Source organism: Allohahella sp. A8 (assembly GCF_047946665.1).
Taxonomy (GTDB): domain Bacteria; phylum Pseudomonadota; class Gammaproteobacteria; order Pseudomonadales; family Oleiphilaceae; genus Allohahella.
In genome coordinates, this window is the sequence record NZ_CP172312.1 from 1,047,410 (window position 1) to 1,071,833 (window position 24,424).

Sequence of the window (24,424 nt, forward strand, 5' to 3'; positions counted from 1 at the left end):
CTGCCCGGGCCCCCGAGCTAGACGGCGGCTGTTGGATAAGTTCATTCCTCATCGAAAGAAACACCATATTCGCGTTGCTTGTAGACGAGCCGTGAAGGGTTTTCCCTTAGCTCGTCAGTGAACTCCCTGACTTTTTCCGAGGTCTGGATCATTTGATCTCTGATAATTTCCATGGATTGACGGCTATCGCCGATGAAGCCTCGAAAAGCACTTGAATTGTCCGTCATCTGTTTCGAAATGAGCCCAGCCGTGGCCTGCATACGCACAGCCGATTCACGGACTGCCGGCAGGGTCTTGTTATTCATATCGTCAGCAAGTGCGATATACCGGGGAATCATCTCCTGTACCTGACCGTTGGTGACGCGAACTTCCTGTATCAGGCTTTCCAGCAGCTTCGACACTCTGTCGAACTGTCCAGAAGTCTCGCGAAGCTGGGACAGGGTCGCCTGAGTGTCTTCGATGACCTGATCCGAGAGCAGTCGCTCCATGCGCTCGAAGGTCTCGCCAATGTTTTCCGCAATGTCTGGCAGTTGGTCGGTGAGCTGGCCTAGAGACGAGGCCTTGCCAGGGATGACGCCTTCGAAACGGCCATCAGCGTCGCTGCCTACGCGCCGCGACTGCAGCTCTATGGTGGCACGGCCGGTAAGACCATTCGTCTGCAGGCGGGCCACTGTGCCTGAGGTAACCCGTACGCGCTCCTGCACCGCGATTTCCACGATGACGCCAGTATCATTTGCGCCTTCTACGTTGGCCGCTGCCGGATCAATGTCGCCTAGCTGGCCAATCGAAAATGAAGTCACCGAGCCTACCGGTACACCGAGGAAGCGAACGCTGCTGCCTTTGCTCAGTCCACTGATGCTTTCGGAAAAGAAAATCTTGTAACGCACAGCGCCGTCGTCGCTGTCCGCGTTCGCCGACCAGATGACGAACACCACGGAAAGCGCTATCGAAACGACCAGCAGCAAACCGATGAGAATATATCGTGCTTCACGCTCCATGAACTGTATGAGCCTCCGATCCCTGACTGTGAAGGCGACCACGACGGCCCCCGAAGTACCGCTGAATCCAGGGATGGTCGTTCTCGACGATTTCAGCCGGCGTTGCAGCCCTGATTTTCTTGTCCACGAGCACGGCGATCCTGTCGCAGGTATTGAACAGTGAATCGAGATCGTGAGAGATCATGACCACGGTAAGGTCCAGATGTTGCTTGAGATAGAGGATGAGTTCATCAAATTCTTCAGCTGCAATGGGATCGAGTCCAGAGGTCGGTTCGTCCAGGAAGATAACCCGCGGGTCGGTGACCAGCGCGCGCGCAAGGGCGGCTCGTTTGACCATGCCACCAGACAGTTGCGAGGGGTACTTGAACTGTGCGGTCAGTGGCAGGCCCACCATGCGCATGCGCAGTAGCGCGAGTTCCCTCACCGTGCGCCGACTCATGCTGGTATGCTCGATGAGCGGCGTGACGATATTTTCAAGTACTGTCAGATTGCTGAATAGTGCGCCGCTCTGGAACAATACACCCCAGCTGGTCGGACAACGCTCCGCATCACCAAGGCTGCGGGATTTGACGTCGTAGAACTCTATTGTACCGCTGCTTGGCTTCTGCAGCCCCAAAATACTGTTAAGCAGAACGGTCTTGCCGGTACCCGAGCCACCCACGATGCCCACGATCTCGCCGGCGTAGATCTCGAAGTCGAGCTGTTCGTGTACCGTTTGATGCCCGAAGCGGTTGACCAGCTTGCTGACCTTGATGATAGTGCGTTGACTCATATACCCAACTCGGTCGTCATGATCGAAAATACGGCATCCGCTGCAATAACCGCAAAGATGGCCTGAACTACCGCTTGTGTGGTGTTGCTGCCGACCTCTGCCGCCGAGTGCTCGACCAGCAGCCCCTGACGCACACCAATAACCGCGATGAGAAAGGCAAATACGGGCGCCTTCGCCATGCCGACCATGAAGTGCGTGAGGGTGGACGCCGCCTGCAGACGTTCAATGAACAGTCCAAAGGGGATGTCCAGGCTCAGTATGCAGACCACCGCAGCCCCCGTAAAGCCGACCAGAATGGCAAGCAGGGTGAGCATCGGCATGGTAATCAGTAGCGCGGTAATCCTTGGGACGGCGAGCGCACTCATCGGATTGATGCCAAGAGTCTGCATGGCGGCTATTTCCTGATTCAGCTTCATAACGCCAATCTCGGCGGCAAAAGCACTGCCACTCCGGCCAGCAACCATGATCGCCGTTAGCAGCACTCCCATTTCCCGAAGGATGGAAATGGCGACCAGGTCGATGGTAAAAATCTCAGCGCCAAAGCGGCTCAGCTGCGCCGTGCCCTGGTAGGCCAGCACAATGCTGATCAGAAAAGCCATGAGTGCGACCACCGGCATGGCTCTCAGGCCGGTGTGCTCGATATGATGCACCAGAGACGCGAAACGCAGCCGCTTCGGTGAGGGGATGACCGCCGCCATAGCCAGCGTCGATCGGCCCAGAAAAGTCAGGGCGTCAACAACACTGTGCCCGATACCGGCGAGAAAGCCCGTGGCCTGGTCCAGCAGGCGTGGCGGGCGATCCGGCCTGACTTCGGTTTCCTGCACTTCCTGCATGAGTTCCGAAACAAAGTTGAGCCGATCGCCTTCGATAGTCTCCACATCGACCTTGCAACCACGGGCCTTGAGGAACTCGATCGACTGATAAAGGATGAGCGTGCCGGAAATGTCCAGCGCATCGACGTCGCTTGTGTGGATGTAACAGTGAGCGGGAATGCGCTGTGAGGATATCTGATGCCAGAAACGATTGATGGCCTTCTCGAGCCGGGCGATTTGCAAGGTGGTCCAGCTGCCCTGCAGTGAGATCACGAGCGTTTCTGTGCCGAACTGGCTTTCACCGCGTGCCGTCTCCAGCGTCAGGAACTCGCTGAAGTCGGCTGAATCGCCAAGCCAATGGGAGGGCTTTGCTCCAGTGTTATTTTTGGAAAGGACGCTAATGAGACCACCTGTGTGTAATGCTGCGCCGGAAACTCTGGTTAATCAGCCGCACCTTACTTTATTGTAGGGGAATTGTAGACAGACTGAAGCGTCCGTGTCGCGGGCTAAATGGCGCGGCGACGCGGTTTTGCTACCGCCTACTCAACATCTTACTCACAATCAGAGGAAAAGCATGGCAGAGCCGGCACCTGGAGAGCTATACACGCAAAAACAGCAGCCCGACGAACAGAAGCCGCGGACCGGCGCACTGCAGATGTTCTTCGCGGTTTTTCTCGGCGTTCTCTTCGCGCTGCTCATCGCGGGCTGGCTTGGGTATCAGTACGTATTCTCCAGCGAAATCGACCCAGTCGAGTTGAGCAATTCGGAAGTTCAGGTACTTGAGCACAAGATCAGCCAGGTCGTTCAGGCAAAGCCGGAGCCATATAGCGAAGACGATGCCAGACGTCTGCTGAGTTTCAGCGAGCGTGAATTGAATGCACTGCTCGCACGGGAAACCGATATGGCACAGCAACTGGCTATCGATCTTTCCGACGACACTGCGAGTGCGACGCTGCTGGTGCCACTGCCAGCAGACTTTCCCATCATGGCAGGCAAGACGGTGCGCCTGAACGCAGGCCTGGAAATCGTTCAACTGGCCGACTCGCAGATCCGCATCGCTCTCAAGGGCGTCAGTGTAGGGGGTGTACCACTGCCTGACGCCTGGCTTGGCAATCTGAAAAATGTCGATCTTGTATCGGCTTCGGCACAGAGTGGTTCGAGCTTCTGGAAGCAGCTGGCCGCAGGCATCGAAACCGTCAGGGTTCGCGATGGCGAAGTTCAGCTCAAGCTGCGTCCCTAAATCTAGGTATTGGTGTTGGTCACTAAACAGGCAGCTTCAGAGCCGCCGGCTATACTGTAAGACCATCCATTGCTTACAGGGCCAGGAGCTGCCGCCTGTCATGACCCATACGATCAAGCTGCTCGTTGTCGAAGACAGCGTAATGACGACGAAAATTATCCGGCATCTCTGCCTGAAGACTGGTGGTATTGACGCCAGATACGCTTCGAGTAGGGCCGAAGCCATCTCTATTCTTGATTCCGAGCAGAATGAGTTCTTCGCGGCTCTTGTCGATCTCAACCTGCCGGATGCACCGGACGGTGAAGTCGTGGAACTCTGCCTGTCCCGAAAGATCCCGACCATTGTGCTCACAGGCAGTTTCAGCGAAGAGCGTCGTGAACGCCTGCTAGCGACCGGTATCGTCGACTACGTCATCAAGGAGGGCCGCTATTCCTACAACTATGCCCTCCGTCTGGTAAAGCGTCTCAAGGCCAACGAAGGCATCAAGGTGATGATAGCCGACGATTCGAAAACGGCACGCCACTATCTGCGAGACTTACTGAAACGACATCGCTACGAGGTCGTGGAAGCGGAGAACGGCGCAGAGGCTATTCGCCAATTGATGGCGCATACAGATACGCGGATTCTTATCGCTGATTACAATATGCCGCAGATAGACGGTTTCCAGCTCACTCAGCTCCTGCGCGACAAATACGAAAAGACCGATCTGGTGATATTGGGACTTTCTGGCGAGGGCCAGAGCAGCCTCTCGGCCAAGTTCATCAAAAACGGCGCCAATGACTTCCTACGAAAGCCGTTCAACCAGGAGGAGTTCTACTGTCGCATGATGAACTGCGTCGAGACACTCGAACTAGTCGAGCAGCTGCGCGATAGCCTTCGCCGGGACTCGGCGACTGGTTTGTGGAATGCCAATCACTTCCGTGAGCTGGCAACGGAATTACTGGAAACCAATGAAGCTGCGGAACATGTGAAGCCGATCTCGATTGCGGTCTTCGAAATTGACGATTTCGACAAGATCAATGCCGACTACGGCCGTGACGCGGCAGATCGGGTTCTGCGAACTGTGGGTGAGATTGTCGGTGAAGCGCTCTCGCGTTTCTACGCCTGCCGCCAAATGGGGCCCACCTTCGCGGCAGCCCTTCCGGGTATCGATGCCGCGCGCTGTGTCACCCTGTTCGACGGCATCATAGCCAGGGTGAATAACCATGACATCGAGATTGATGGCCATAAGCTGAATGTGGCGCTGACCGGCGGCGTCAGCGACGCGACCGGGCTGTCGCTGGACAAGCACCTTGAACAGGCTGAGCGCCGACTACAGAACGCTCGCACCGAAGGTGGTAACTACATGACCGCGGGATGACCGCGTGCCTATTTGGGCTTGCGGTATAAGGCGTACAAAACGAGCCCAGCAACGCCCAGCAGCATAATGACCCAACCCGCAGAGTTGAGGTATTTTTCGGTTACCCTGTCTGCGTTGAGAATGACAACTAGCCCAATGATGATTTCGCAGATTGAGACAATTGCGATAACCACCAGGCTTTTCTTGGGCTCTTTCTTGATCTCCGTTTCGACCGAATCGACCGGTGTCTTATCCACTCTGACCTCCTCTCATAAGCTGTAAAAGACTACGAGAGGTCAGGGGACTCCGGGTCAGTGTGCTGCCCGAATAAGCGGAAATATTGGCAGCACTACTGAAAACGACTACTTAGTTACGACCAAAGAAGGCGTTAATAATGTCACCGAACAAGCCGTTGTTACGGGCCTCGGAATCATCTTCGTTGTCATCTTCATCTTCATCGTCATCGTCATCGTCATCGTCTAGGCCGGAGTCGGGGGCGGAAATCGGTGGCTGAACCACTACGGTAACCGAGGAGGCCGGGACGCCCTCTCGGAAAACGCTGATCAGCACGTCCCCTATGAGCAATCCTCGTACGACGCCGTTGGCGTCGACCGTGGCGATGGCATCATTCGAGCTCGTCCACGTGATTGGTCCAAGTTCTGCGCCAGCAGGTACTGGCGCAACGTCGTAATCCACAACGCCACCGACGTCAATCACTGCCGGTGAGGGGCCGAGAATACTCAGCCCTGTCAGCGCTGGCGGCGGTGGTGGCGGTGGCGGTGCTGGTTGGATAATGGTCACAGCTTTCACGCCGCTTACGCTGGCGTTTGTACTCGATTGAACGCGAATATTCGCCTGACCTGGCGCAATGGCGACAAGCACGCCGTTGGCATCCACGGTAACCAGATCTGGCCTGTCAGTTGACCATGAGAGCGTGCCGACGTTGGCGCCTGCAGGGCTTGCAACCGCTGTATACTGCGCTGATGCGCCCACCGTCAATTGATCAGCACCATTGATTGCCAGCGCGCTCACTGATGGTGGGATAACATTGACGATCTTGCTGATCGAAAATTCACCCACTGTGGCTGTGATCGTGGCTTGTCCAACCTGAATGCCAGTTACGCGGCCGCTTGGCTCCACCGTTGCTACGGCAGCGTTGTCTGTGGACCAGGTCGGCGCGCCGGCAACAGCTGAATCAGGAAAAAGCTGGAGACCAAGCGTGACGGAATTGGATCTGATCAGATTGACCGGCCCATCCTGCATAAAGCCGATACCGGTCAGTCTTGGCGCCAGCACCTTGATGCCATCAGTCTGTCTGATCACTGCGCCTGTTACCGAAGTCGTAGTCGCTGCAATGATAGCGTCACCTGGCTCATTACCGACGATGGTGCCATCTGGGCGAACCGTAACGAACTGCTCGCCAGCGACTACCGACCACTGCAGATTGCCGATAGGGGCAGTTTCAGGAATTGGTGACGCCACCGCAACTACTTGACTGCCTTTCTCGATAGTGTCAGGGACAGTCAGCGCTAGTGAAGTAAGCGGTGGGGGCACGACGCCATCGTCATTACGAACTGTCACGCTGACGGAGCCGGTAATTGCTTCGTTGCTGGCACTGGTCGCCGTGACCGTCGATGCGCCAGGCGCGACAGCCGTTACCACACCGTTCTGATCGACGCTCACGATCTGCGGGAACGCTGACGTCCAGTTAACCGTGGTGTCAGCTATTGTGCGTGGATAAACAGTGGCAAATAGCGTCCTCTGCTCGCCGACAGCGAGTTGAGATGAGTCGCGCGTCAGATCGATTCGTCCGACTTCGACGACTTGTGGTCCAGAACCGGTGCCACTGGCAGCAGCTGCCAGCGAAGAATTCGGTATGGTTTCGAGCAGGACGGGATTGCTTGAGCCCAGTTGACCCAGCGCCGAGTCGAGCACGCCATCGGTACTGTCGAGCAGCCCATCTGCAAGGTCTGTAGAGAACGTGGAAAAGACATCCTGCAGGGTGGGTCCGAGATCTCTCGACAAGGCCACCTGACTGATGCCTGCCAGCAGAACACCATAGCGGTCTTCCTGACTGAGGGCGCCAGGCGCGATCTTGGTTTTTAGTACGTTGGTCGGTACCACCTTGACGATCTCAGCGAGTCCGAATGCGGCGCCTGTCTGTGCGTTCAGATTACTGATGGCAATACGGTCGCTGCCCACATTATCTCTGGTAATCCTGCTCGCCGCAAAGCTGGTAATGGGTGTCAGGTTCACAGCTGTGCGCCCGACGGAGTTCTCGATGACTGAGTAGGCCTGCAAGGGTGTTTCTACCCCAAGTTCTGCGTCTGCATTCGTTGCCTCGTCCACATAGGCACCACCTACGGCTTCGACGAAAATCGGTCCGGCATAGTTAGTGACATTGCGTACCGAGTAGCGACCCTCGGAGTCGGTGCGTACAGGGTCGCCAATCGGAAAGCCTATACCCTCGGCGGTTACCGGATAAACGGTGACCGTTGCCTGTGAAACAGGTCCTTTGACCACGACACCGGCAACCGCTGGAGGGCCGCTGTCGCCGCCGCCACCACCGCTCTCGCCGCCACAGGCAATCAATAACAAGGACGCTGCCAGCATGCTGGTCCAGCGGGCGAAGGGGCTGCTAGCACCCTTAGTGTTTACTGACATCGAAAATCCGAGCATAACTTGCTTCAATCCAATGATTTACATGGAAAATCTGGTTTGTCCGCAAATTTGGCGCGGACGAATGTTGCGTAATGATACCGCTTGTAGCGTTTTGTGAACACTGCGATATTGATTTCTCGACCGGGTTCCAACGCTTTACGCAGGCTCAAGAGGTCAACTAGTACCGCGATTTCAGTCGGCTAGGAACCCGATTGCGGAAAAGTACGTAGACAGGCTAGAGCCGGCTCAAACTGGCGTGAATCTTCGGACCCCTCGGGGTCGCAAATAGAGGAAACATCATGAAAGCTATCTGGAAAGGTCAAGTCATCGCTGAAAGTGACGACGTAGTAGAGGTGGACGGCGAGCGCTATTTCCCCTGGGATTCATTGAATGGCTGCTACTTCATGAAGTCCGAGACCACCAGCACGAGCCAAGGTAGGGGGGAAGCCCGCTATCTGAATGTGGTTGTCGAGGATCAGGAGAACAGGGATGCAGCCTGGTACTACCCGAACCCCAAAGACAAAGCCCAGGAGATCAAGGACCGAGTGGCCTTCGGTTCCGGGGTTGAGGTCACGGCCTGATTGCGCGGATGGCCAGGCTGTGAGGGTGCAATGCTGAAATGCGGAGTCGTGGCAGTTGAAGCAAATCGAGTATCTGGCTGAAACTCTGGAAAAACTGGCAGCGATGAACTTTGCAGAGAGCAGTAACAAAAAAGCCCCTGTTTTCAGGGGCTTTTTATTGTATTGATTGGTGCCGAGAGAGAGAATCGAACTCTCACTCCGTTAGGAACACGAGTTTGAGTCGTGCGCGTCTACCAGTTCCGCCATCCCGGCCTCTCACGACAAGCGGAGCTCGTCGTGATCGAGGTGCAAAATTATACGTCGTTTTCGCCCGCGGTCAATGTTAAGTCCTGAATTAACCGAGCAGGGCGGAGGCTAAGCGAAGACCAGTCCGCTTGCCCGCCTATGCTCCGGCGCCTACAATGCGCGCCAATATAGCTCAAGCACCTGCAATTTCCCTGACTGACGGTTTTCATGACATCCAGTACCAGTGATTACGATTTCGAGTTGCCAGAGGCGCTCATCGCCCAACATCCGCTCGAGCGCCGCTCTGCCAGCAGGCTGTTAACTATGCAGATGAGCGGAGGCGCCAGCACGATACGACACGATCATTTCGCAAGCCTCCCGGACTATCTCGAATCAGGTGACCTGCTGGTGTTCAACGACACCAAAGTCATTCCGGCCCGCCTGTTTGGCCGCAAGATGACTGGTGGCGCGGTTGAGATTCTGCTGGAGCGCGTACTCGACGAAAGGCACTGTCTGGCGCATGTGCGAGCGAGCAAGGCGCCGAAGGCCGGCGCCCGGATTGTGCTGTGTAAGGCCGGCGCCGGTGTTGAACCAGCAGAGGCCGGTGCAGCGGTCTTCGAAGTTAGCGGACGGCAGGGAGATCTGTTCAAAATTGAGCTGCTTGTCGATTCTACGACTCGCCATGTCGACATCGACAGTGTGCTGGCTCACTACGGTATAGTACCCCTGCCGCCATATATAGAACGCTCGGTGGAATCACCCGAAGATCTTCAGCGCTATCAAACCGTCTATGCCAGCAAGCCGGGCGCCATCGCTGCGCCTACTGCAGGGCTTCACTTTGATGAGGCCATGCTGGCGATGCTGAAAGGCAGGGGTATCGAAACCGCCTACACCACCTTGCACGTCGGCGCCGGTACCTTTCAACCAGTCCGTGTCGAGCAGATTGCCAGTCACGCCATGCATACTGAACTCTATGAGGTGCCAGAGGCAGTGGTGACCGCGGTGCAGGCCGCAAAGGCCCGTGGCAACAAGGTCATGGCGGTCGGAACAACCGTGGTTCGTGCACTCGAGAGCGCTGCGCGGAGCGGCGAGCTCAGGCCCGGTCACGGTGAAACGGATATCTTTATCCATCCCGGCTATGAGTTCAGGGTGATCGACGCACTGCTGACCAACTTCCATTTGCCGCGCTCAACATTGTTGATGCTCGTGTCTGCGCTGGCCGGTCGCGACGCGATCATGTCCGCTTATGCGGAAGCCATTCGCGAGCGCTACCGCTTCTTCAGCTATGGCGATGCCATGCTGCTTTACTGAAAACCACGATCAATTCAATCAGGAGTCCGCAGGCCATGGCGTGTGCAATGAAGTTCGAAGTCTCTGCGAGCTGTGAAAGTCCTCGCGGACATACCGCACGCCGCGGGGTCCTGTCATTTCCGAGAGGCGACATCCAGACCCCTGCCTTCATGCCCGTGGGTACCTACGGGACGGTCAAGGGCATGCTGCCCCGGGACATTCTCGAGACCGGCGCCGACATTATATTGGGTAATACCTTTCACCTCTGGCTCAGACCCGGCACGGAAGTGGTGAAACGTTTTGGCTCCCTGCACGAGTTCATGCAATGGCCAAAGCCGATATTGACTGATTCGGGCGGTTTTCAGGTCTTCAGTCTGGGTAAGCTCAGGAAAATCACGGAAGCGGGCGTTGCATTCCGGTCACCGCTGGACGGCAGTCAGGTGTTTCTCGATCCGGAAACCTCGATTGGCATCCAGCATGACCTCGGCGCAGACATTGTGATGATTTTTGATGAGTGCACGCCGTATCCTGCAACTCACGATGAAGCGGAGCGGTCGATGCAGCTGAGCCTACGCTGGGCTGCGCGATCACGGGCTGCCCATGGTGATAACGCCAGCGCACTGTTCGGCATCGTGCAGGGCGGAATGTACGCTGACCTTCGAGCACAATCGCTGAAGGGCCTAGAGGCCATTGGCTTCGACGGCTATGCCATCGGTGGCCTTTCGGTTGGCGAGCCCAAGGACGAAATGATCGGCGTGCTCGACTACCTGCCGTCGCAGTTGCCGGCAGACAAGCCGCGTTATCTCATGGGTGTCGGCAAGCCGGAAGACATCGTGGAAGCGGTCTGCAGGGGCGTCGACATGTTCGATTGCGTGATGCCGACGCGCAATGCCCGCAATGGGCACCTGTTCACCGATGCAGGGGTCGTCAAGATCCGCAACAGCCGCTATCGCAGCGACGATAGACCGCTCGATCCCAATTGTGACTGCCATACCTGCCGACATTTCAGCAGAGCCTATCTGCACCATCTTGACCGTTGCGGCGAGATTCTGGGCAGCCAACTCAATACCATTCATAACCTGCGGCATTATCAACGCCTAATGGATGGTTTGCGCGGCGCAATCGAAGCAGGTACATTGTCGGCCTTCGTTTCCAGCTTTTACGCACGTCTGGCCGCCGGATTGCCGGACTGACAGCGGTTTATCATCTTTTCTTCGCCAGCTTTTCAGGAGTCGTTCATGAGTTCGTCTACAGCTTACACCGGTCTATCTATCAGCCCCATCAGCCCCACACGCCTTGTGGCAGCACTCAGTACTAGACGAATCACGTCCTGCCTCGCCACGGTTTCGCTGCTGGCCGCGTCCAGTGGTGTCGCAGCTGCCCCGGCTGGGCCTCCGCAGGGCCCCGGCGCACTGATGCAGATTCTCTTTCTCGGTGGCTTTGTTCTCATATTCTACTTCCTGGTATGGCGTCCACAGAGCAAGCGTGCAAAGGAGCACCGGGAGCTGGTGGGTGGTCTCGGTAAAGGCGACGAGGTCATCGTCAACGGCGGCATCATGGGGCGCATCGTTCGTATCAAGGACGATTTCATTGCCATCGAGGTCTCTGATGGCGTTGAAATCAAGGTTCAGAAAGTGGCCGTTTCCGCAGTGTTGCCCAAGGGCACTCTGAAAGACATCTGACAGGAGTCGGGCTAGATGCTCAATCGCTTTCCGCTTTGGAAGAATATTCTAATAATACTGGTTGTCCTCTTCGGCGTGATTTATGCGCTGCCTAACCTGTATCCCGATGAATTCGCAATACAGGTTAGTGGCGAGAGTAGTTCGAAAGAGCTCACCGAAGCCGATCTGAAGCGCACTACTGAAGCCCTCGAGCAGGCCGGTATCGACTTCTTCGCGCCTGAGGTTGCAGACAACACCATTCGTCTGCGATTCGATTCGAACGAAAGTCAGCTCAGAGCTCGCTCCACCGTAGAGCGTGAGCTGGGGGATGAGTTTGTTGTAGCGCTCAATCTGCTGCCTTCGACGCCGGATTGGCTCGAAAGTCTCGGCGCCGAGCCAATGAAGCTCGGTCTCGATCTGCGGGGCGGGGTGCACTTTCTCATGGAAGTCGACCTCGACAAGGCGCTTCAGACCAATATTGAAGTGTATCAGAGTGAGCTCAAGACCCGTCTGCGTGAAGAGAAGCTACGTTACCGCGATCTTGATATTGCCAATCCGACCACCATCATGGTCCGTTTCCGCGATGAGGAAACCAGAGATACGGCACTGAATTTCGCTCGCAGGGAGTTCCCAACGTTCCTGGCAGAAGCTGTGGATAATGGCGAGAGCTTCGATCTGAAAATGAGCGTGCTGGAAAGCGAGATCAGAACGATCGAAGAGTACGCGATCAACCAGAACCTCAGTACCCTGCGCAATCGGGTCAACGAGCTTGGTGTCGCAGAGCCCTTGGTTCAACGTCAGGGTCGCGGACGCATTGTGGTGCAGTTGCCAGGCGTTCAGGACACGGCGCTTGCAAAACGGGTAATCGGTGCCACTGCGACGCTTGAGTTCAGACTCGAGGCCAAGCCTGACGAAGCGGCCATCAATACACAGAAGTTCGACTTCCGGTCGGAAAATCGCAGCGCCATCGTGGAACGTGATGTCATCATCACCGGTAGTAGCGTGACCAACGCCAACCAGAGCTTTGATGAAACCGGTCAGCCACAGGTCAATATCAAGCTCGATGGTCCTGGCGGCAGCAAGATGCTGCGCGTGACCAGAAACGCTGTTCAGCGTCGTATGGCGGTGCTCTTTGTCGAGGATAAGGAACGCACGTCTTACGTTGAGCGGAACGGCGAGATGGTTCAGGAGCGGGAAAGATACACGGAGAAGGGTCTCATCAGTCTTGCGACCATTCAGTCGCCGCTTGGCAATGAGTTCCGTATCACCGGGCTTGATTCGCCGGCGGAAGCCAGTGAGTTGGCGCTGCTGCTGCGCTCTGGCGCCCTGGCTGCACCCATGTACTTCGTCGAAGAGCGTACGATCGGCCCGAGCCTTGGTGCTCAGAATATCGAAGCTGGTCTGAAATCGATGCTGCTGGGCTTCGTGCTGGTACTGATCTTCATGGTCCTGGTCTACCGCGTGTTCGGACTCTTCGCCAACCTCGCACTACTGGCAAACGTGTTCATTCTGATTGCCATCATGTCGATGTTCTCGGCCACGCTCACGCTGCCAGGTATCGCCGGTATCGTATTGACAGTAGGTATGGCAGTCGACGCCAACGTGCTGATCTATGAGCGGATTCGGGAAGAGTTAAGGAAGGGCATGCCCGTGCAGGCGGCCATTCATGCTGGCTACGATCGCGCTTTCGTCTCCATTTTCGACGGCAACATCACCACGCTCATTGCAGCCGTCATTCTGTTCGCAGTCGGCACAGGGCCCATCAAGGGCTTCGCAATAACGCTGTCCATTGGTATCGCCACGTCAATGTTCACAGCAATCATGCTCACCAGAGCCATGGCGAACCTCGTCTATGGTGGCAAGCGTCTGGATACCATCCAGATTGGTAGCCGCAAGTCGATCACACCGCCGGAAGTGACTTCGGGTGCTGCGGCAGGAGGACGTTCGTAATGGCTAACAGAGATCTTTCTTCGGATATGAACAATACCGCAGCGGATAGTACCGCCGTCTACGAGGAGCGCGTGATTCCCTTTATGGGTATCTCGAAGTTGGCTATGGCGTTCTCGGCGCTGCTGATCATCATCAGTATCGGAGCTATAGCGGTTCGAGGCCTCAATCTGGGGCTGGACTTCACTGGCGGCAGCCTGGTCGAGCTGGAATATGAGCAGGCGCCACGTGTGGCTGATGTTCGTGAGGCGCTGGAGGAGAAGGGCTATACCGGATTTGTCGTGCAGCAGTTTGGTACCGATACCAGTATCCTGGTTCGACTGCAGCAGGATTTCGATCAGAATCTCGGCAACAAGATTGTCGCTGATCTGTCCAGTGTCGAAGCCATGGGCGATATCGAGCTCAAACGCTCGGAGTTCGTAGGCGCACAGGTGGGCGAGGAGTTGAAAGAGCAGGGCGGCCTCGGGCTGTTGCTCGCGCTGGCGACCATCATGGTCTACATCTCCTTCCGCTTCGTCTTCAAGTTTTCGGTTGGCGCCGTTGTCGCGCTGGTCCATGACGTCATCATCACCATTGGCGCCTTTGCGCTGTTCCAGTGGGATTTCGACCTCAATGTGCTGGCCGCGGTATTGGCCGTCATTGGTTACTCTCTGAACGACACCATCGTTGTGTATGACAGGATCAGGGAGAACTTCAGAGCCTTCCGAATTGAGTCATCGCAGCAAATCATCGATATCTCACTGACCCAGACGCTATCGAGAACCATAGTGACTGGTCTGACGACCCTGCTGGTCCTGCTGGCGCTCTATATCTTTGGTGGAGAGGCTCTGGAAGGCTTTGCGACGGCACTGATTATCGGTATCGTCATCGGTACCTACTCATCGATCTATGTGGCGAGTAGCCTGCTGCTGGCCACTAAGGTGAGCAAGGAAGATATGATGATTCCTCTCAAGGAAGGTCTGGATCAGGACTCGCCAGACTACAGACCCTAGGTCTGGCTTCGGCTCGTCAGGGTCAGCGCTTGCGCTGACCGCTATGCCTGCGCCCCTCAGCGTTAACGTTGAGGGGCGCAGTCGTTTTGGGAATAGCGGTTAGCGCTGGCTGTTGTTGAGCTGGCCGAGCAGGGATTTGGTCAGCTTGGCGTTCGCACAGATCAGCGTGGCTTTTGCCGGTGAGCCGGCGGTGCCGCGCGGGTTTGTCCGACTGTTGACCGGGGTGCCATCAAAGCGCGTCAACAGTGCGCCGGCTTCCTGTGCAATGAAGGCCGCCGCTGCGCACTCGCTCATATCGACGCGTGACAACACCGCTGCATCCACCTGATTTGAAGCCGCCTGCAGTAGGGCTAGCGGCGCATTGAAGCCTGGCCGAAAACCGAAGGTCAGCTTGGCGAGGGATTGCATCCCTTTGGCATAGTTCGGTTTCTCTGCTTCACTGCCATCAGCGTCGTCTGCTTCAGCATTGATGTCGGGGAGATTGCCAGTCAGAAGACTCAGGCTGAGATCGACCTGGGGTGAAATGCGAATACGTCGGTCGTCTTTTGCGGCGCTTTTGCCACGGCTGGCGGTATATTCTGCACCGGTTATCGGTTCAAAATAGATGGCGTGTTCAATGTCATCGCCACGTTTGGCAACCAGACTCAGGCCCCAGTCATTCCAGCCTCTCACCATCGAGATCGGGTTGTGAACTGGCATAAGCTCCCAGGTCAGCGCCGCCAGCTGTTCAGCATCTCCGGATTTACGATCCCCGGCTTTACCATCATCCCTGGACTTGGCAGCTTTGCCCGCTTTCCCACCCTTGTCAGCAGGCGAACCCGCTGAAGCCGGCGCAGTGCCCCCTGCCGCGATGACAGTATGACGCGGATAAGCCCGCTCAATCGCGCGACTTACATCCTGATGGAAGCTTTCGTTTACTCGCCTGATCAGCTCGCTCACCGCCTGTTGGTCGCTGAATGTCAACGACTCCCTGTTTACGAGATCGATAAGATGCTCGCGTGTATTTCTCAAGGTTCTGACAATAATATTGACGGCTGGCTGCATAGGTTTTCTCGAATTGATTCCGGGCGCGCTCAGGGTACTGAGCTGGGCATGTAAAAGAGCGGTGGCCGTGCGGTATAGGCCGCTGGCCGGGGGCTCATGATAGCAAGAGCGGCGGTCGAGCGACAGCAAGAGTTCGTCTTGCATCCGCTGGCCAGTGTGCACCGCCTTGTTTGAACGCCCACCTTAGGGAAAAGGAGGTCGGTGTCGCCAGTTCCGTCGTATTGCTCTCTCATCAGGCACAAGACGTGCCCGCCAACCTTGATCGCCCACGGAGATGCTCATGCCCACGCTCACAGTCAATGGAGAATCCTATCCGCTGCCAGAAGATCCTCGAGTTACGCTGCTGGACATGCTTCGCCTGGAGCTGGGTCTGACGGGCACCAAGAAAGGCTGCGATCACGGCCAGTGTGGCGCCTGTACTGTCCTATTGGATGGTCGGCGGGTGAATGCCTGTCTCGTGCTGGCGTGTCAATGTGCAGATCGTCAGGTGACGACGGTAGAAGGCCTGGCCACGAACGGTGAGCTCCATCCACTGCAGCAGGCCTTCGTTCGTCATGATGGTTTTCAGTGTGGCTATTGCACGCCGGGGCAGCTGTGTTCTGCAGTGGCCATGCTTGATGAGGTGGCGAGGCAGGAGCCGAGCGTCGTGACGAGTGGTGAGGCGGTAGAGTGGTCACGCGAGGAGATTACCGAACGTATGAGTGGCAATCTCTGTCGCTGCGGTGCTTACCCGAATATTGTTTCCGCTATCCAGGAGGTGGTAGGCAAATGAACCCATTCACGTTTGAGAGTGCTCACCACGAGCGTGCGCTGGCGGAGCTCGAGCCGGGCGCTGCCGATCGCTATCTGGCTGGCGGCACCAATCTTGTCGACCTCATGAAGCATGAGATCGAACAGCCGGAGCGGCTCATCGATATTTCCAGACTCGAATACAATGCGATAGAGCCCGCTGGCGATGGCCTCGAAATTGGCGCCCTGGTAACCAATACTGCTCTTGCATCGGATGCCCGGGTGAGGGCTGGCTGGCCGCTGCTGTCGCAGGCGCTACTGTCAGGGGCCACCGTACAACTGCGAAACAGAGCGACGACGGCCGGCAACTTGCTGCAACGTACACGCTGCTACTATTTCTACGATACCGCCCGTGCCTGCAACAAGCGTAACCCTGGCGAAGGCTGTTCAGCCCTGGAAGGATTTACCCGCATCCATGCCATTTTTGGTGCCTCCGAACACTGTATCGCTACACATCCATCCGACATGGCCGTAGCCATGATGGCGCTCGATGCCACGGTAAAGACACTGGACGCATCGGGCCAGCGACGGCAGATACCGCTCGATGACTTCTACCGCCTGCCGGGAGATCGGCCTGATATCGAGACTCAGCTGCAGGCAGGGGAGTGGATCACGCATGTCGAGCTGCCGGCCTCCCTGGGCGGCACACAGATCTATCGTAAGGTACGTGATCGCAGTTCCTACGCCTTTGCACTGGTCTCAGTGGCCTGTGTGCTGAAGATGCAAGGCGATCGTATTGTCGGGGTCCGTCTTGCACTTGGGGGCGTAGCGCATAAACCCTGGCGAGCCAGGAAGGCCGAAGCAGCGCTGACGGGCGAAGTCGCCAGCGAAGCGCTATTCAAATCGGCCGTGAACGCTGAGCTCGAGACGGCCCAAGGCCACGGCGGTAACGATTTCAAGATTCCGCTGGCCCGGCGAACCATGTTGGCAGTATTGCGAGATGCCGAGTCGGCATGCAAACGTGCTGAATACGACCTCACCGATCATAGCAAGGGACGCTGATATGACCACGCCTAATCATCCCACAATGTCTGGGACCACTGTACAGCAGGAAGATATCGCACCTGGCATCGGACAGGGTATCGATCGCGTGGACGGCCCTGCGAAGGTCCAGGGCCGGGCCAGTTATGCCGCAGAGCACAGCCTCGGACAGAGACCTCTGGAGGGCTGGATCGTGGAAGCCAGCGTACCCGCGGGCTTGATCACCAATATCGACTGCAGTGAAGCAGAGCGCTGCGAGGGTGTCGTACGTGTGCTCACTCACGAAAATGTGCCAGAGCAGATGCTGTACGGCGACCCTGCAGACGCAGGCCGCTTTGGCCAGAGCCATGCCGTCATGCAGGGCAGAGGCATCCGCTACCACGGGTACCCGGTGGCGCTCGTCGTTGCGGAGACGCTCGAGCAGGCCAGGCACGCGGCAAAGCGCGTGCGGGTCGAAATCGATAGCGCAGAAGTTCGGGTAGCCGTTGGCGCCTCTGATCGCAGTTTCGAAGAGCTCTGGCAGCATCCCGAACTGCAGACGCCAGAAAGCCTCGATGGCGGGCTGGAGCCTGATGCCGCGAGCGGCGATTTCGAATCGCAATGGTCCGAGGCAGTGCACAAGGTGGATGTGTGTTATCAGACCCCCAACCAGGTCTCCGCCGCGATGGAGCCGCATGCCACCATTGCAAGCTACGATGGTGATAAGCTTACTGTTTACTGCTCGCTGCAGGTAATCGCTAGTGCTGTGGAGGGGCTCGCGAACACGCTGAAGCTCGATCCCGCCAAGGTGGAAGTCAACAGTCCCTTTGTCGGCGGCGGCTTCGGTTCAAAGCTTGGCATCCACAACGATGCCGTGCTGGCCTGTCTGGCGACTATGGTGCTGAAGCGGCCGGTTAGAGTGGTGCAGACTCGGCGCAATGTCTTCAGCAACGCGCCACATCGTGGCAGTTCGATGCAGCATATCCGACTTGGTATGGATGCTTCAGGCAAGCTTGTCGCCATTGGTCACGACAGTATCATGCCGGCTGCTCATGGCTATCCTTTCGCCGAGGCTACCGGTGCCTGCGCTCGCGCCTCCTATAGCGCGGCCGGCATCCGGAGCCGGCACAGGGTTTTGCCGGTCAATATGCCGGTGCTCGATTCGACGCGCGCGCCTGGCGATGCGATTGGCACCCTGGCCTTCGAAGCGGCAATCGATGAAGCCGCGAGGGTCTGTGGCATCGATCCGCTCGATTTTCGTCTGAATAATATGCCTGACAAACATCCGGTGAATGGACAGCCGTTCTCCAGTCACGATCTCGCTGGCTGTCTGCGAGAAGGTGCCGAGCGTTTTGGTTGGGCCAGGCGAAGTAAGGCCGAAGCTGGAGCCCGCAAGCTCAAAGGCTTCGGTATGGCTTCTGCCGTCAGGGTCAATATGCTCGTCAAATCAGCGGCCGAGGTGGAGCTGGATCGAACCGGCGCTGTAGTGGTCCGGACTGACATGACCGATATCGGCACCGGCAGCTACACAATTCTTGCTCAGATAGCGGCAGCTGAGCTGGGGCTTCGAGTTGATGACGTGACGGTCAAGCTCGGCCGCAGCACTTTCCCGACTTCGAGTGGGTCGGGCGGCTCCTTTGGTGCCGGTAGCACGGGCTCGGCGGTGCAGGCGGCCTGCCAGAACCTCAGGCGTGAGCTCATCAAGCACCTCAATGAAGCCCCGCAGTGCGCGCACCTGTCGAAGAATGCGATCGACTCCGCACAACTCAGCGGCGGACGCATCCTTGTCGATAACGAAAGTTTCAGCGTGCAGTCACTGCTGGAGTCAGCGGACCTGGACACCCTTTGTGCTCAGGGACAAATCGAGCCCGGAGAGGACCATGACAACTATGCGCAATCGTCATGGGGTGCACACTTTGTCGAAATCAGCGTTGATCGTGATACCGCAGAGATTACGGTGGACAGAATAACGACTGTGGTGTCGGCCGGTACCATCTTCAATCAAAAGACAGCAGCCTCGCAGGTCAAGGGTGGGGTGGTCTGGGGACTGTCCTATGCCCTGAGAGAAGAGCTCATGCTGGACGAACGCTATGGCGCCTTCATGAACAGAGACCTGGCCGAGTACCATATTCCGGTCAACCGAGACGTGCCTGACATAGACTGCCATTTCCGTATTCAGGCCGATTTTAGATCCAACCCCCTGGGCTCGAAGGGTATAGGTGAGCTCGGCATCTGCGGGGCAGGGGCAGCTATCGCCAACGCGGTGTTCGACGCGACAGGGGTGCGGGTGCGCCATTTCCCGATCACCCTGGATAAAATACTCGAAAAATGGGAGGCCGAGGCCGGCTAGAGGGACTGTAGAGGAGTCGAGTCTGATACACTGAGTCCTCGTTAACTACCAAGCCAGTACTATTGTGACCGAAAGCTCCGAACTGCCCGCTTCAGTATCACCGCCCGAGTTGCGTTTCGTTCTCGTCCGGACCAGTCATCCTGGTAATATCGGGGCTGTCGTCCGGCTCATGAAGAACATGGCGCTCACCAGCCTGGTGCTCGTGCGGCCAGACGGTGGGCGCGAGGCCGTGCTATCGGACGTGGCTGTGGCACGCGCCGCTGGCGGTGCGGCGCTACTCGAGCAGGCTGTCATTGCAGATTCGCTTGCAGAGGCAGTTGGCGACTGCGACTGGGTGGCAGCGACCAGTGCCCGCTCCCGGAGCACGCCATGGCCGGTGCAAAGCCCGCGCGAGTTCATAGATGAAATCGAATCGGAAGCCGGACTGACGCCTCGCCGGATCGCCATCGTATTCGGTCGCGAAGATAGCGGCCTGACTAACGACGAGCTGCAATTGTGCAACCGTCATATCATGATTCCGGCAAATCCCGATTATCCGGTCTTGAATATTGCGATGGCCGCCCAAATCATGGCCTATGAACTCTATCAAATGATGTTGCGTTGGCAGCCGGAAGAATCCGACGCCGTCGCCGAGGCGGTGCCGCTGGCATCGGCCGCCGATGTGGAGGCCGTGGTCAGCGCGCTCACCGATCTCGCCGTGTCTACGGGTTTTCTCGATCCTGCCGAGCCCAGGCAGTTCGGCACCCACATCAGGCGACTCTTCAGGCGGGCGCCGGTGCAGCGGGATGAGACGAATCTCCTGCGGGGCCTGATCAAAGCATTGCAGCGAAAGCTGCCCTAGAAAACTGGAATCAGTACATGATTACGCAACTCAGAGAAGACGTCCGCTCGGTTTTTCACCGGGATCCTGCTGCCCGTAACGCCTTCGAAGTGCTGACCTGCTACCCGGGCCTGCATGCGCTGCTAATGCATCGCGTGAACCATTGGCTGTGGCTGCGTGGTTTCAAATGGCTTGCCCGGTTTCTTTCGCAGATCGCCCGCTGGCTCACCGGCATTGAAATACATCCTGGCGCGAAAATAGGCCGACGCTTCTTCATAGACCATGGTATGGGCGTGGTCATTGGTGAAACTGCTGAAGTTGGCGACGATGTGACGCTCTACCAGGGCGTAACGCTGGGCGGCACCAGCTGGGATTCAGGCAAGCGCCATCCAACACTCGAGAACGGAGTTGTGGTTGGGGCTGGCGCGAAGATTCTTGGTCCGTTTACTGTGGGCGCCAACTCGAAGGTTGGCTCCAACTCGGTCGTTACCAAGGCTGTACCACCGGACTCCACTGTTGTTGGGGTGCCCGGACGCGTCGTCAGGCGGACCGAGACGGTTGAAGACAGAAGTGCAGCCATGGCTGCAAAAATGGGTTTCGATGCCTATGGCACGGGTGGGGCTGGCGGCGAGCTTCCGGACCCCATCGTCAAGTCCTTCAAGGTGGTGCTCGATCACATAGGTAAGATGGATGAGCGTGTTAATGGCATGTGTCGCTCGCTCAGAAAGCTCGACGCCCAGTTCAACAATGGGGAGCTGGCGAAACTGCAGGAGTCCGATCTGGCCTGTATCGATGACGAGCCTGACGGGAGCAAGAGGCCCTGCTGTGACGAGGACGCCGCGGATAGTAAGGGCGAGACGGCGCTAGCTCGCAAGCAGACGAACAGGGTTGAGCCTTGAGCCCTCTCATTTATCTTGACTACGCCGCGACCACGCCTGCCGATCCGGCTGTCGTCGAACGCATGATGAGCTGCCTCACGCTTGAGGGTACATTTGCCAATCCGGCCTCGCGTTCGCACCGGCCAGGCTGGCAGGCGGAGCAGTTGGTGGAAGCTGCGCGCATCGAACTGGCCCAGCTGATCGACTGCAGCCCTATAGAGCTGGTTTGGACTTCCGGCGCCACCGAAGCGGACAATCTGGCAATTCAGGGCGTCGTGCGTCATGCCATCCGCAGTCGCAGACACGCTGATCCGGCGGCGACCGGAAGCGTTCACGTGGTGAGCTCCGTAATTGAGCACAAGGCCGTTATCGACGTCTGCAAGGCGCTCGAACGCGAGTTTGCCGAAACGCCCATCCAGGTCGAGGTGAGCTGGCTGAAACCAGACATAAATGGCCGCATCAGCGCTGAGCAGGTCAGGGCAGCGCTGCGTGACGACACGGTGCTTGTCAGCATCATGCACGTGAACAACGAAGTTGGCAGTATCAACGACATCGCCGCCATTGCCGAGGTTGTCGGCCCGCATTCGGCCTTGTTCCATGTTGACGCTGCGCAGAGCCTGGGCAAGCTCCCGCTCTCGATGAAGGCGCTTGCGGTCGATCTGTTGTCCTGTAGTGCCCACAAGATCTATGGCCCCAAAGGCAGTGGTGCGCTCTACGTACGGCGGAGCGTCAAGTCGCGGCTAGACCCGATGATTTTCGGAGGTGGCCACGAAGGCGGTCTTCGTTCGGGAACGCTCGCCACACATCAGATCGTCGGCTTTGGCGAAGCAGCCAGACTGGCAGCAGAAGTGATGGTGGCGGACCGTGCGAAGCTGGAGCGTCAACGGAGCCAGTTGTTGAACATGCTGAGCGGCCTGCATGGCTTTACGGTGAATGGCGGCGAGGCCAGCGTGGGCGGTTCCGTTGGGACGGTCTGGCCGGGCATTCTCAATGTTCGTTTCGGCACGCTCGATGCCGAGGCGCTGATGCTGGCCATGCCAGACATCGCTTTGGCGAGTGGGTCAGCCTGTAACTCAGCCAGCCTGGCGGCTTCCTACGTGCTGCGCGCCATCGGCCTGAACGAGGCCGAAGCAGCTGCCTCGATACGGATATCCATCGGTCGAATGACCACTGATGCGGATATCGAGCGAGCCGGACAACGTATCGCCGAGGTCGTTTCGCGCATGAGACCATCTGCATCCGCAGTATGATTTGAGCTACAAGCCGCGTATACTTTGCACCGATTATTCAAGCCGCGTGGCCAGGTGCCGTACCAGGTCCGTCCCGAGCCGTCTTTTTCAAACTTATCTCATCCTTAGTGGAGCTCTCAATACATGTCAGTTGAACGCACTCTCTCCATCATCAAGCCAGATGCCGTAGCCAAGAACGTCATTGGTGACATTTACAGCCGCTTCGAAAAGAACGGTCTGCGCATCGTTGCTGCCAAGATGCAGCATCTTTCACAGGAGCAGGCAGAAGGCTTCTATGCTGAGCACAAAGAGCGTGGCTTTTTCCCTGATCTGGTTGCATTCATGACGTCTGGCCCGGTCATCGTGCAGGTTCTTGAAGGCGAAAACGCCGTCAAGAAGCACCGTGACCTGATGGGTGCGACCAACCCGAAGGAAGCCGAGAAGGGCACCATCCGTGCTGACTTTGCCGATTCCATCGATGCCAACGCGGTACACGGCTCCGATTCTGCGCAGTCAGCAGAGCGTGAAATCGCCTATTTCTTCAACGACAGTGAAATCTGCCCACGGGATTGATTTTACTGGGGAGCTGATCATTTGACTTCACTGATAGCCACTAGTCTGGATAGCCAGGACATTCCTGAGCCATCATCCGTTGCGGGAAAGCTGAACCTTCTGGGTCTGTCTCGAGAGGCCCTTGTGGACTTTTTCGCCGAAATGGGCGAGAAACCATTCCGCGCCCAGCAGCTGATGAAATGGCTCTACCACCGTGGCGTCAGTGATTTCGAACAGATGACCGATATGAGCAAGGCCCTCAGGACCAAGCTCGCTCAGGTCGCCTGCATCATCGTTCCCGAGATCGTTGTGCAGAACTACTCCACTGACGGCACGCGTAAGTGGGTTATGCGCATGCCTGGTGGCAGCTCCATCGAGACCGTCTACATTCCCGATGGCGGCAGAGGCACGCTGTGTGTCTCGTCGCAGATTGGTTGTGCGGTTGACTGTAGCTTTTGCTCCACTGGTAAACAGGGCTTCAATCGCAACCTGACAGCGGCCGAAATCATTGGCCAGATGTGGATAGCCGCGCACAGCTTCGGCAGTCGCGACGTGTCCAGCGAGCGCTATGTCACCAATGTCGTCTTCATGGGCATGGGTGAGCCGCTGTTGAACTACGGTCCTGTCCTGAACGCCTCGAAGCTGATGATGGATGATCTCGGATTCGGGATTGGCAAGCGCCGTCTCACAATCAGTACCTCTGGCGTAGTGCCTGCCATCGATCAGCTGGGCGATGATACCGATGTCTCGTTGGCCATCTCGTTGCATGCGCCAACCGATGAGCTTCGCGATGTGCTTGTTCCACTGAATCGCAAATATCCGATTGCGGTGCTGTTGGCAGCCTGCCAGCGATATCTCGACAAATTGCCGGACAAGCGCAAGATCACGATCGAATACACCCTCATGAAGGATGTGAACGATTCGCCAGAGCAGGCCGCGCAACTAGCTGCAGTATTGGCAGACCTCCCGGTGAAGATTAATCTGATACCCTTCAATCCGTTCCCGAACAGCGGTTACGAAAGGCCCTCGCGCAATGCGGCGATGCGGTTTTCCAAGATCCTGCAGGAAGCTGGTCATATCGCGACGATCAGAACCACGCGTGGCGACGATATTGATGCGGCCTGTGGCCAGTTGGTGGGGCAGGTAGCAGATCGTACCCGTCGTCAGGAGCGCTGGAAACAGCAGCATGATCAGGCGGCTGGGCTCTAGCGCGATTCTGAACGAGGCGCTCGATCAGAGATGGTCCGGCGCGCTCATGACCGGCAGCGGTCCGGTTCATCTAAT

22 protein-coding genes and 1 tRNA gene are annotated in these 24,424 nt (G+C 57.3%); 16 read left to right on the forward strand and 7 right to left on the reverse strand.

Annotated elements, in window-relative coordinates; all coding sequences use genetic code 11:
- Positions 1 to 41 precede the first annotated feature (41 nt).
- The 3 genes from ACH3PB_RS05080 to ACH3PB_RS05090 are packed head-to-tail and all read right to left on the reverse strand — an operon-like array spanning position 42 to position 2,855.
- On the reverse strand, positions 42 to 998 hold the full coding sequence (locus tag ACH3PB_RS05080; protein WP_416398356.1) for an MlaD family protein: 957 nt from the start codon (positions 996 to 998) through the stop codon (positions 42 to 44).
- Entirely contained in the window at positions 988 to 1,770 is a 783-nt protein-coding gene (locus tag ACH3PB_RS05085) for an ABC transporter ATP-binding protein (RefSeq protein ID WP_416398357.1), read from the reverse strand. Before ACH3PB_RS05085 ends, ACH3PB_RS05080 begins: the two co-directional genes overlap by 11 nt.
- Positions 1,767 to 2,855 (reverse strand): MlaE family ABC transporter permease, encoded by a 1,089-nt coding sequence (locus ACH3PB_RS05090; protein ID WP_416398358.1) that lies wholly within the window; start codon positions 2,853 to 2,855, stop codon positions 1,767 to 1,769. The genes ACH3PB_RS05085 and ACH3PB_RS05090 overlap by 4 nt, the downstream gene beginning before the upstream one ends.
- Before the next feature lie 301 nt (positions 2,856 to 3,156).
- Here ACH3PB_RS05090 and ACH3PB_RS05095 point away from each other — a divergent pair, with 301 nt between their 5' ends.
- Together ACH3PB_RS05095 and ACH3PB_RS05100 are read left to right on the forward strand one after the other, a co-directional pair.
- Positions 3,157 to 3,822 carry a hypothetical protein gene (locus tag ACH3PB_RS05095; protein ID WP_416398359.1) on the forward strand — a complete coding sequence of 222 codons (666 nt, stop codon included), beginning with the start codon at positions 3,157 to 3,159 and terminating at the stop codon, positions 3,820 to 3,822.
- 100 nt (positions 3,823 to 3,922) lie between these two features.
- Positions 3,923 to 5,182, forward strand: a complete 1,260-nt coding sequence (locus tag ACH3PB_RS05100) for a response regulator (protein WP_416398360.1) — start codon at positions 3,923 to 3,925, stop codon at positions 5,180 to 5,182.
- Between the two features lie 8 nt (positions 5,183 to 5,190).
- Here ACH3PB_RS05100 and ACH3PB_RS05105 read toward each other — a convergent pair whose 3' ends face one another.
- Together ACH3PB_RS05105 and ACH3PB_RS05110 are read right to left on the reverse strand one after the other, a co-directional pair.
- Complete coding sequence (locus tag ACH3PB_RS05105; protein WP_416398361.1) at positions 5,191 to 5,418, reverse strand: hypothetical protein; 228 nt, start codon at positions 5,416 to 5,418, stop codon at positions 5,191 to 5,193.
- Between the two features lie 109 nt (positions 5,419 to 5,527).
- Positions 5,528 to 7,825 (reverse strand): Ig-like domain-containing protein, encoded by a 2,298-nt coding sequence (locus ACH3PB_RS05110; protein WP_416398362.1) that lies wholly within the window; start codon positions 7,823 to 7,825, stop codon positions 5,528 to 5,530.
- Positions 7,826 to 8,121: 296 nt separating this feature from the next.
- Between ACH3PB_RS05110 and ACH3PB_RS05115 the strand changes: the two genes are divergently transcribed.
- Positions 8,122 to 8,403 carry a DUF427 domain-containing protein gene (locus tag ACH3PB_RS05115; protein WP_416398363.1) on the forward strand — a complete coding sequence of 94 codons (282 nt, stop codon included), beginning with the start codon at positions 8,122 to 8,124 and terminating at the stop codon, positions 8,401 to 8,403.
- Between the two features lie 167 nt (positions 8,404 to 8,570).
- Here ACH3PB_RS05115 and ACH3PB_RS05120 read toward each other — a convergent pair.
- Positions 8,571 to 8,655 (reverse strand) — tRNA-Leu (locus ACH3PB_RS05120).
- Positions 8,656 to 8,856: 201 nt separating this feature from the next.
- Between ACH3PB_RS05120 and queA the strand changes: the two genes are divergently transcribed.
- The 5 genes from queA to secF all read left to right on the forward strand — a co-directional run bounded on the left by queA (position 8,857) and on the right by secF (position 14,518).
- Complete coding sequence (gene queA, locus ACH3PB_RS05125) at positions 8,857 to 9,939, forward strand: tRNA preQ1(34) S-adenosylmethionine ribosyltransferase-isomerase QueA (RefSeq protein ID WP_416398364.1); 1,083 nt, start codon at positions 8,857 to 8,859, stop codon at positions 9,937 to 9,939.
- A 35-nt stretch (positions 9,940 to 9,974) separates the two neighbouring features.
- Positions 9,975 to 11,111, forward strand: coding sequence for a tRNA guanosine(34) transglycosylase Tgt (tgt, locus tag ACH3PB_RS05130; RefSeq protein WP_416398365.1), 1,137 nt, complete (start codon positions 9,975 to 9,977; stop codon positions 11,109 to 11,111).
- 222 nt (positions 11,112 to 11,333) lie between these two features.
- Positions 11,334 to 11,600 carry a preprotein translocase subunit YajC gene (gene yajC, locus ACH3PB_RS05135; protein WP_344805399.1) on the forward strand — a complete coding sequence of 89 codons (267 nt, stop codon included), beginning with the start codon at positions 11,334 to 11,336 and terminating at the stop codon, positions 11,598 to 11,600.
- 15 nt (positions 11,601 to 11,615) lie between these two features.
- Positions 11,616 to 13,529 (forward strand): protein translocase subunit SecD, encoded by a 1,914-nt coding sequence (gene secD / locus ACH3PB_RS05140; protein ID WP_416398366.1) that lies wholly within the window; start codon positions 11,616 to 11,618, stop codon positions 13,527 to 13,529.
- Between the two features lie 26 nt (positions 13,530 to 13,555).
- Positions 13,556 to 14,518 (forward strand): protein translocase subunit SecF, encoded by a 963-nt coding sequence (secF, locus tag ACH3PB_RS05145; protein WP_416399417.1) that lies wholly within the window; start codon positions 13,556 to 13,558, stop codon positions 14,516 to 14,518.
- A gap of 99 nt (positions 14,519 to 14,617) precedes the next feature.
- Here the strand turns inward: secF and ACH3PB_RS05150 are convergent, their stop codons facing one another.
- Positions 14,618 to 15,562: an inositol monophosphatase family protein gene (locus ACH3PB_RS05150; RefSeq protein WP_416398367.1), complete on the reverse strand. Its 945-nt coding sequence runs from the start codon at positions 15,560 to 15,562 to the stop codon at positions 14,618 to 14,620.
- Between the two features lie 280 nt (positions 15,563 to 15,842).
- Between ACH3PB_RS05150 and ACH3PB_RS05155 the strand changes: the two genes are divergently transcribed.
- The 8 genes from ACH3PB_RS05155 (at position 15,843) to rlmN (ending at position 24,349) form a co-directional block, all read left to right on the forward strand.
- Positions 15,843 to 16,334, forward strand: a complete 492-nt coding sequence (locus ACH3PB_RS05155) for a (2Fe-2S)-binding protein (protein WP_416398368.1) — start codon at positions 15,843 to 15,845, stop codon at positions 16,332 to 16,334.
- Entirely contained in the window at positions 16,331 to 17,353 is a 1,023-nt protein-coding gene (locus ACH3PB_RS05160) for an FAD binding domain-containing protein (protein ID WP_416398369.1), read from the forward strand. Before ACH3PB_RS05155 ends, ACH3PB_RS05160 begins: the two co-directional genes overlap by 4 nt.
- Before the next feature lies 1 nt (position 17,354).
- Positions 17,355 to 19,661 (forward strand): xanthine dehydrogenase family protein molybdopterin-binding subunit, encoded by a 2,307-nt coding sequence (locus ACH3PB_RS05165; protein WP_416398370.1) that lies wholly within the window; start codon positions 17,355 to 17,357, stop codon positions 19,659 to 19,661.
- Between the two features lie 64 nt (positions 19,662 to 19,725).
- Entirely contained in the window at positions 19,726 to 20,502 is a 777-nt protein-coding gene (locus ACH3PB_RS05170; protein WP_416398371.1) for an RNA methyltransferase, read from the forward strand.
- A 17-nt stretch (positions 20,503 to 20,519) separates the two neighbouring features.
- The gene (cysE, locus tag ACH3PB_RS05175; RefSeq protein WP_416398372.1) at positions 20,520 to 21,380 is read left to right on the forward strand and encodes a serine O-acetyltransferase; all 861 of its coding nucleotides are present in this window, start codon (positions 20,520 to 20,522) and stop codon (positions 21,378 to 21,380) included.
- Complete coding sequence (locus ACH3PB_RS05180) at positions 21,377 to 22,609, forward strand: cysteine desulfurase family protein (RefSeq protein WP_416398373.1); 1,233 nt, start codon at positions 21,377 to 21,379, stop codon at positions 22,607 to 22,609. Before cysE ends, ACH3PB_RS05180 begins: the two co-directional genes overlap by 4 nt.
- 123 nt (positions 22,610 to 22,732) lie before the next feature.
- Positions 22,733 to 23,161 (forward strand): nucleoside-diphosphate kinase, encoded by a 429-nt coding sequence (ndk, locus tag ACH3PB_RS05185; protein ID WP_416398374.1) that lies wholly within the window; start codon positions 22,733 to 22,735, stop codon positions 23,159 to 23,161.
- Positions 23,162 to 23,191: 30 nt separating this feature from the next.
- Positions 23,192 to 24,349, forward strand: coding sequence for a 23S rRNA (adenine(2503)-C(2))-methyltransferase RlmN (gene rlmN, locus ACH3PB_RS05190; protein WP_416399418.1), 1,158 nt, complete (start codon positions 23,192 to 23,194; stop codon positions 24,347 to 24,349).
- Positions 24,350 to 24,424 lie beyond the last annotated feature (75 nt).

What these genes read in the sequence shown, in the direction of transcription:
- secF (WP_416399417.1), top strand. Translation starts at nt 13,556, where the DNA reads ATGAACAATACCGCAGCGGATAGTACCGCCGTCTACGAGGAGCGCGTG.
- ACH3PB_RS05085 (WP_416398357.1), bottom strand. Translation starts at nt 1,770, where the DNA reads ATGAGTCAACGCACTATCATCAAGGTCAGCAAGCTGGTCAACCGCTTC.
- ACH3PB_RS05160 (WP_416398369.1), top strand. Translation starts at nt 16,331, where the DNA reads ATGAACCCATTCACGTTTGAGAGTGCTCACCACGAGCGTGCGCTGGCG.
- ACH3PB_RS05100 (WP_416398360.1), top strand. Translation starts at nt 3,923, where the DNA reads ATGACCCATACGATCAAGCTGCTCGTTGTCGAAGACAGCGTAATGACG.
- ACH3PB_RS05115 (WP_416398363.1), top strand. Translation starts at nt 8,122, where the DNA reads ATGAAAGCTATCTGGAAAGGTCAAGTCATCGCTGAAAGTGACGACGTA.
- cysE (WP_416398372.1), top strand. Translation starts at nt 20,520, where the DNA reads ATGATTACGCAACTCAGAGAAGACGTCCGCTCGGTTTTTCACCGGGAT.
- queA (WP_416398364.1), top strand. Translation starts at nt 8,857, where the DNA reads ATGACATCCAGTACCAGTGATTACGATTTCGAGTTGCCAGAGGCGCTC.
- ACH3PB_RS05110 (WP_416398362.1), bottom strand. Translation starts at nt 7,825, where the DNA reads ATGTCAGTAAACACTAAGGGTGCTAGCAGCCCCTTCGCCCGCTGGACC.
- tgt (WP_416398365.1), top strand. Translation starts at nt 9,975, where the DNA reads ATGGCGTGTGCAATGAAGTTCGAAGTCTCTGCGAGCTGTGAAAGTCCT.
- ndk (WP_416398374.1), top strand. Translation starts at nt 22,733, where the DNA reads ATGTCAGTTGAACGCACTCTCTCCATCATCAAGCCAGATGCCGTAGCC.
- ACH3PB_RS05080 (WP_416398356.1), bottom strand. Translation starts at nt 998, where the DNA reads ATGGAGCGTGAAGCACGATATATTCTCATCGGTTTGCTGCTGGTCGTT.
- ACH3PB_RS05165 (WP_416398370.1), top strand. Translation starts at nt 17,355, where the DNA reads ATGACCACGCCTAATCATCCCACAATGTCTGGGACCACTGTACAGCAG.
- ACH3PB_RS05150 (WP_416398367.1), bottom strand. Translation starts at nt 15,562, where the DNA reads ATGCAGCCAGCCGTCAATATTATTGTCAGAACCTTGAGAAATACACGC.
- yajC (WP_344805399.1), top strand. Translation starts at nt 11,334, where the DNA reads ATGCAGATTCTCTTTCTCGGTGGCTTTGTTCTCATATTCTACTTCCTG.
- ACH3PB_RS05095 (WP_416398359.1), top strand. Translation starts at nt 3,157, where the DNA reads ATGGCAGAGCCGGCACCTGGAGAGCTATACACGCAAAAACAGCAGCCC.
- ACH3PB_RS05155 (WP_416398368.1), top strand. Translation starts at nt 15,843, where the DNA reads ATGCCCACGCTCACAGTCAATGGAGAATCCTATCCGCTGCCAGAAGAT.
- secD (WP_416398366.1), top strand. Translation starts at nt 11,616, where the DNA reads ATGCTCAATCGCTTTCCGCTTTGGAAGAATATTCTAATAATACTGGTT.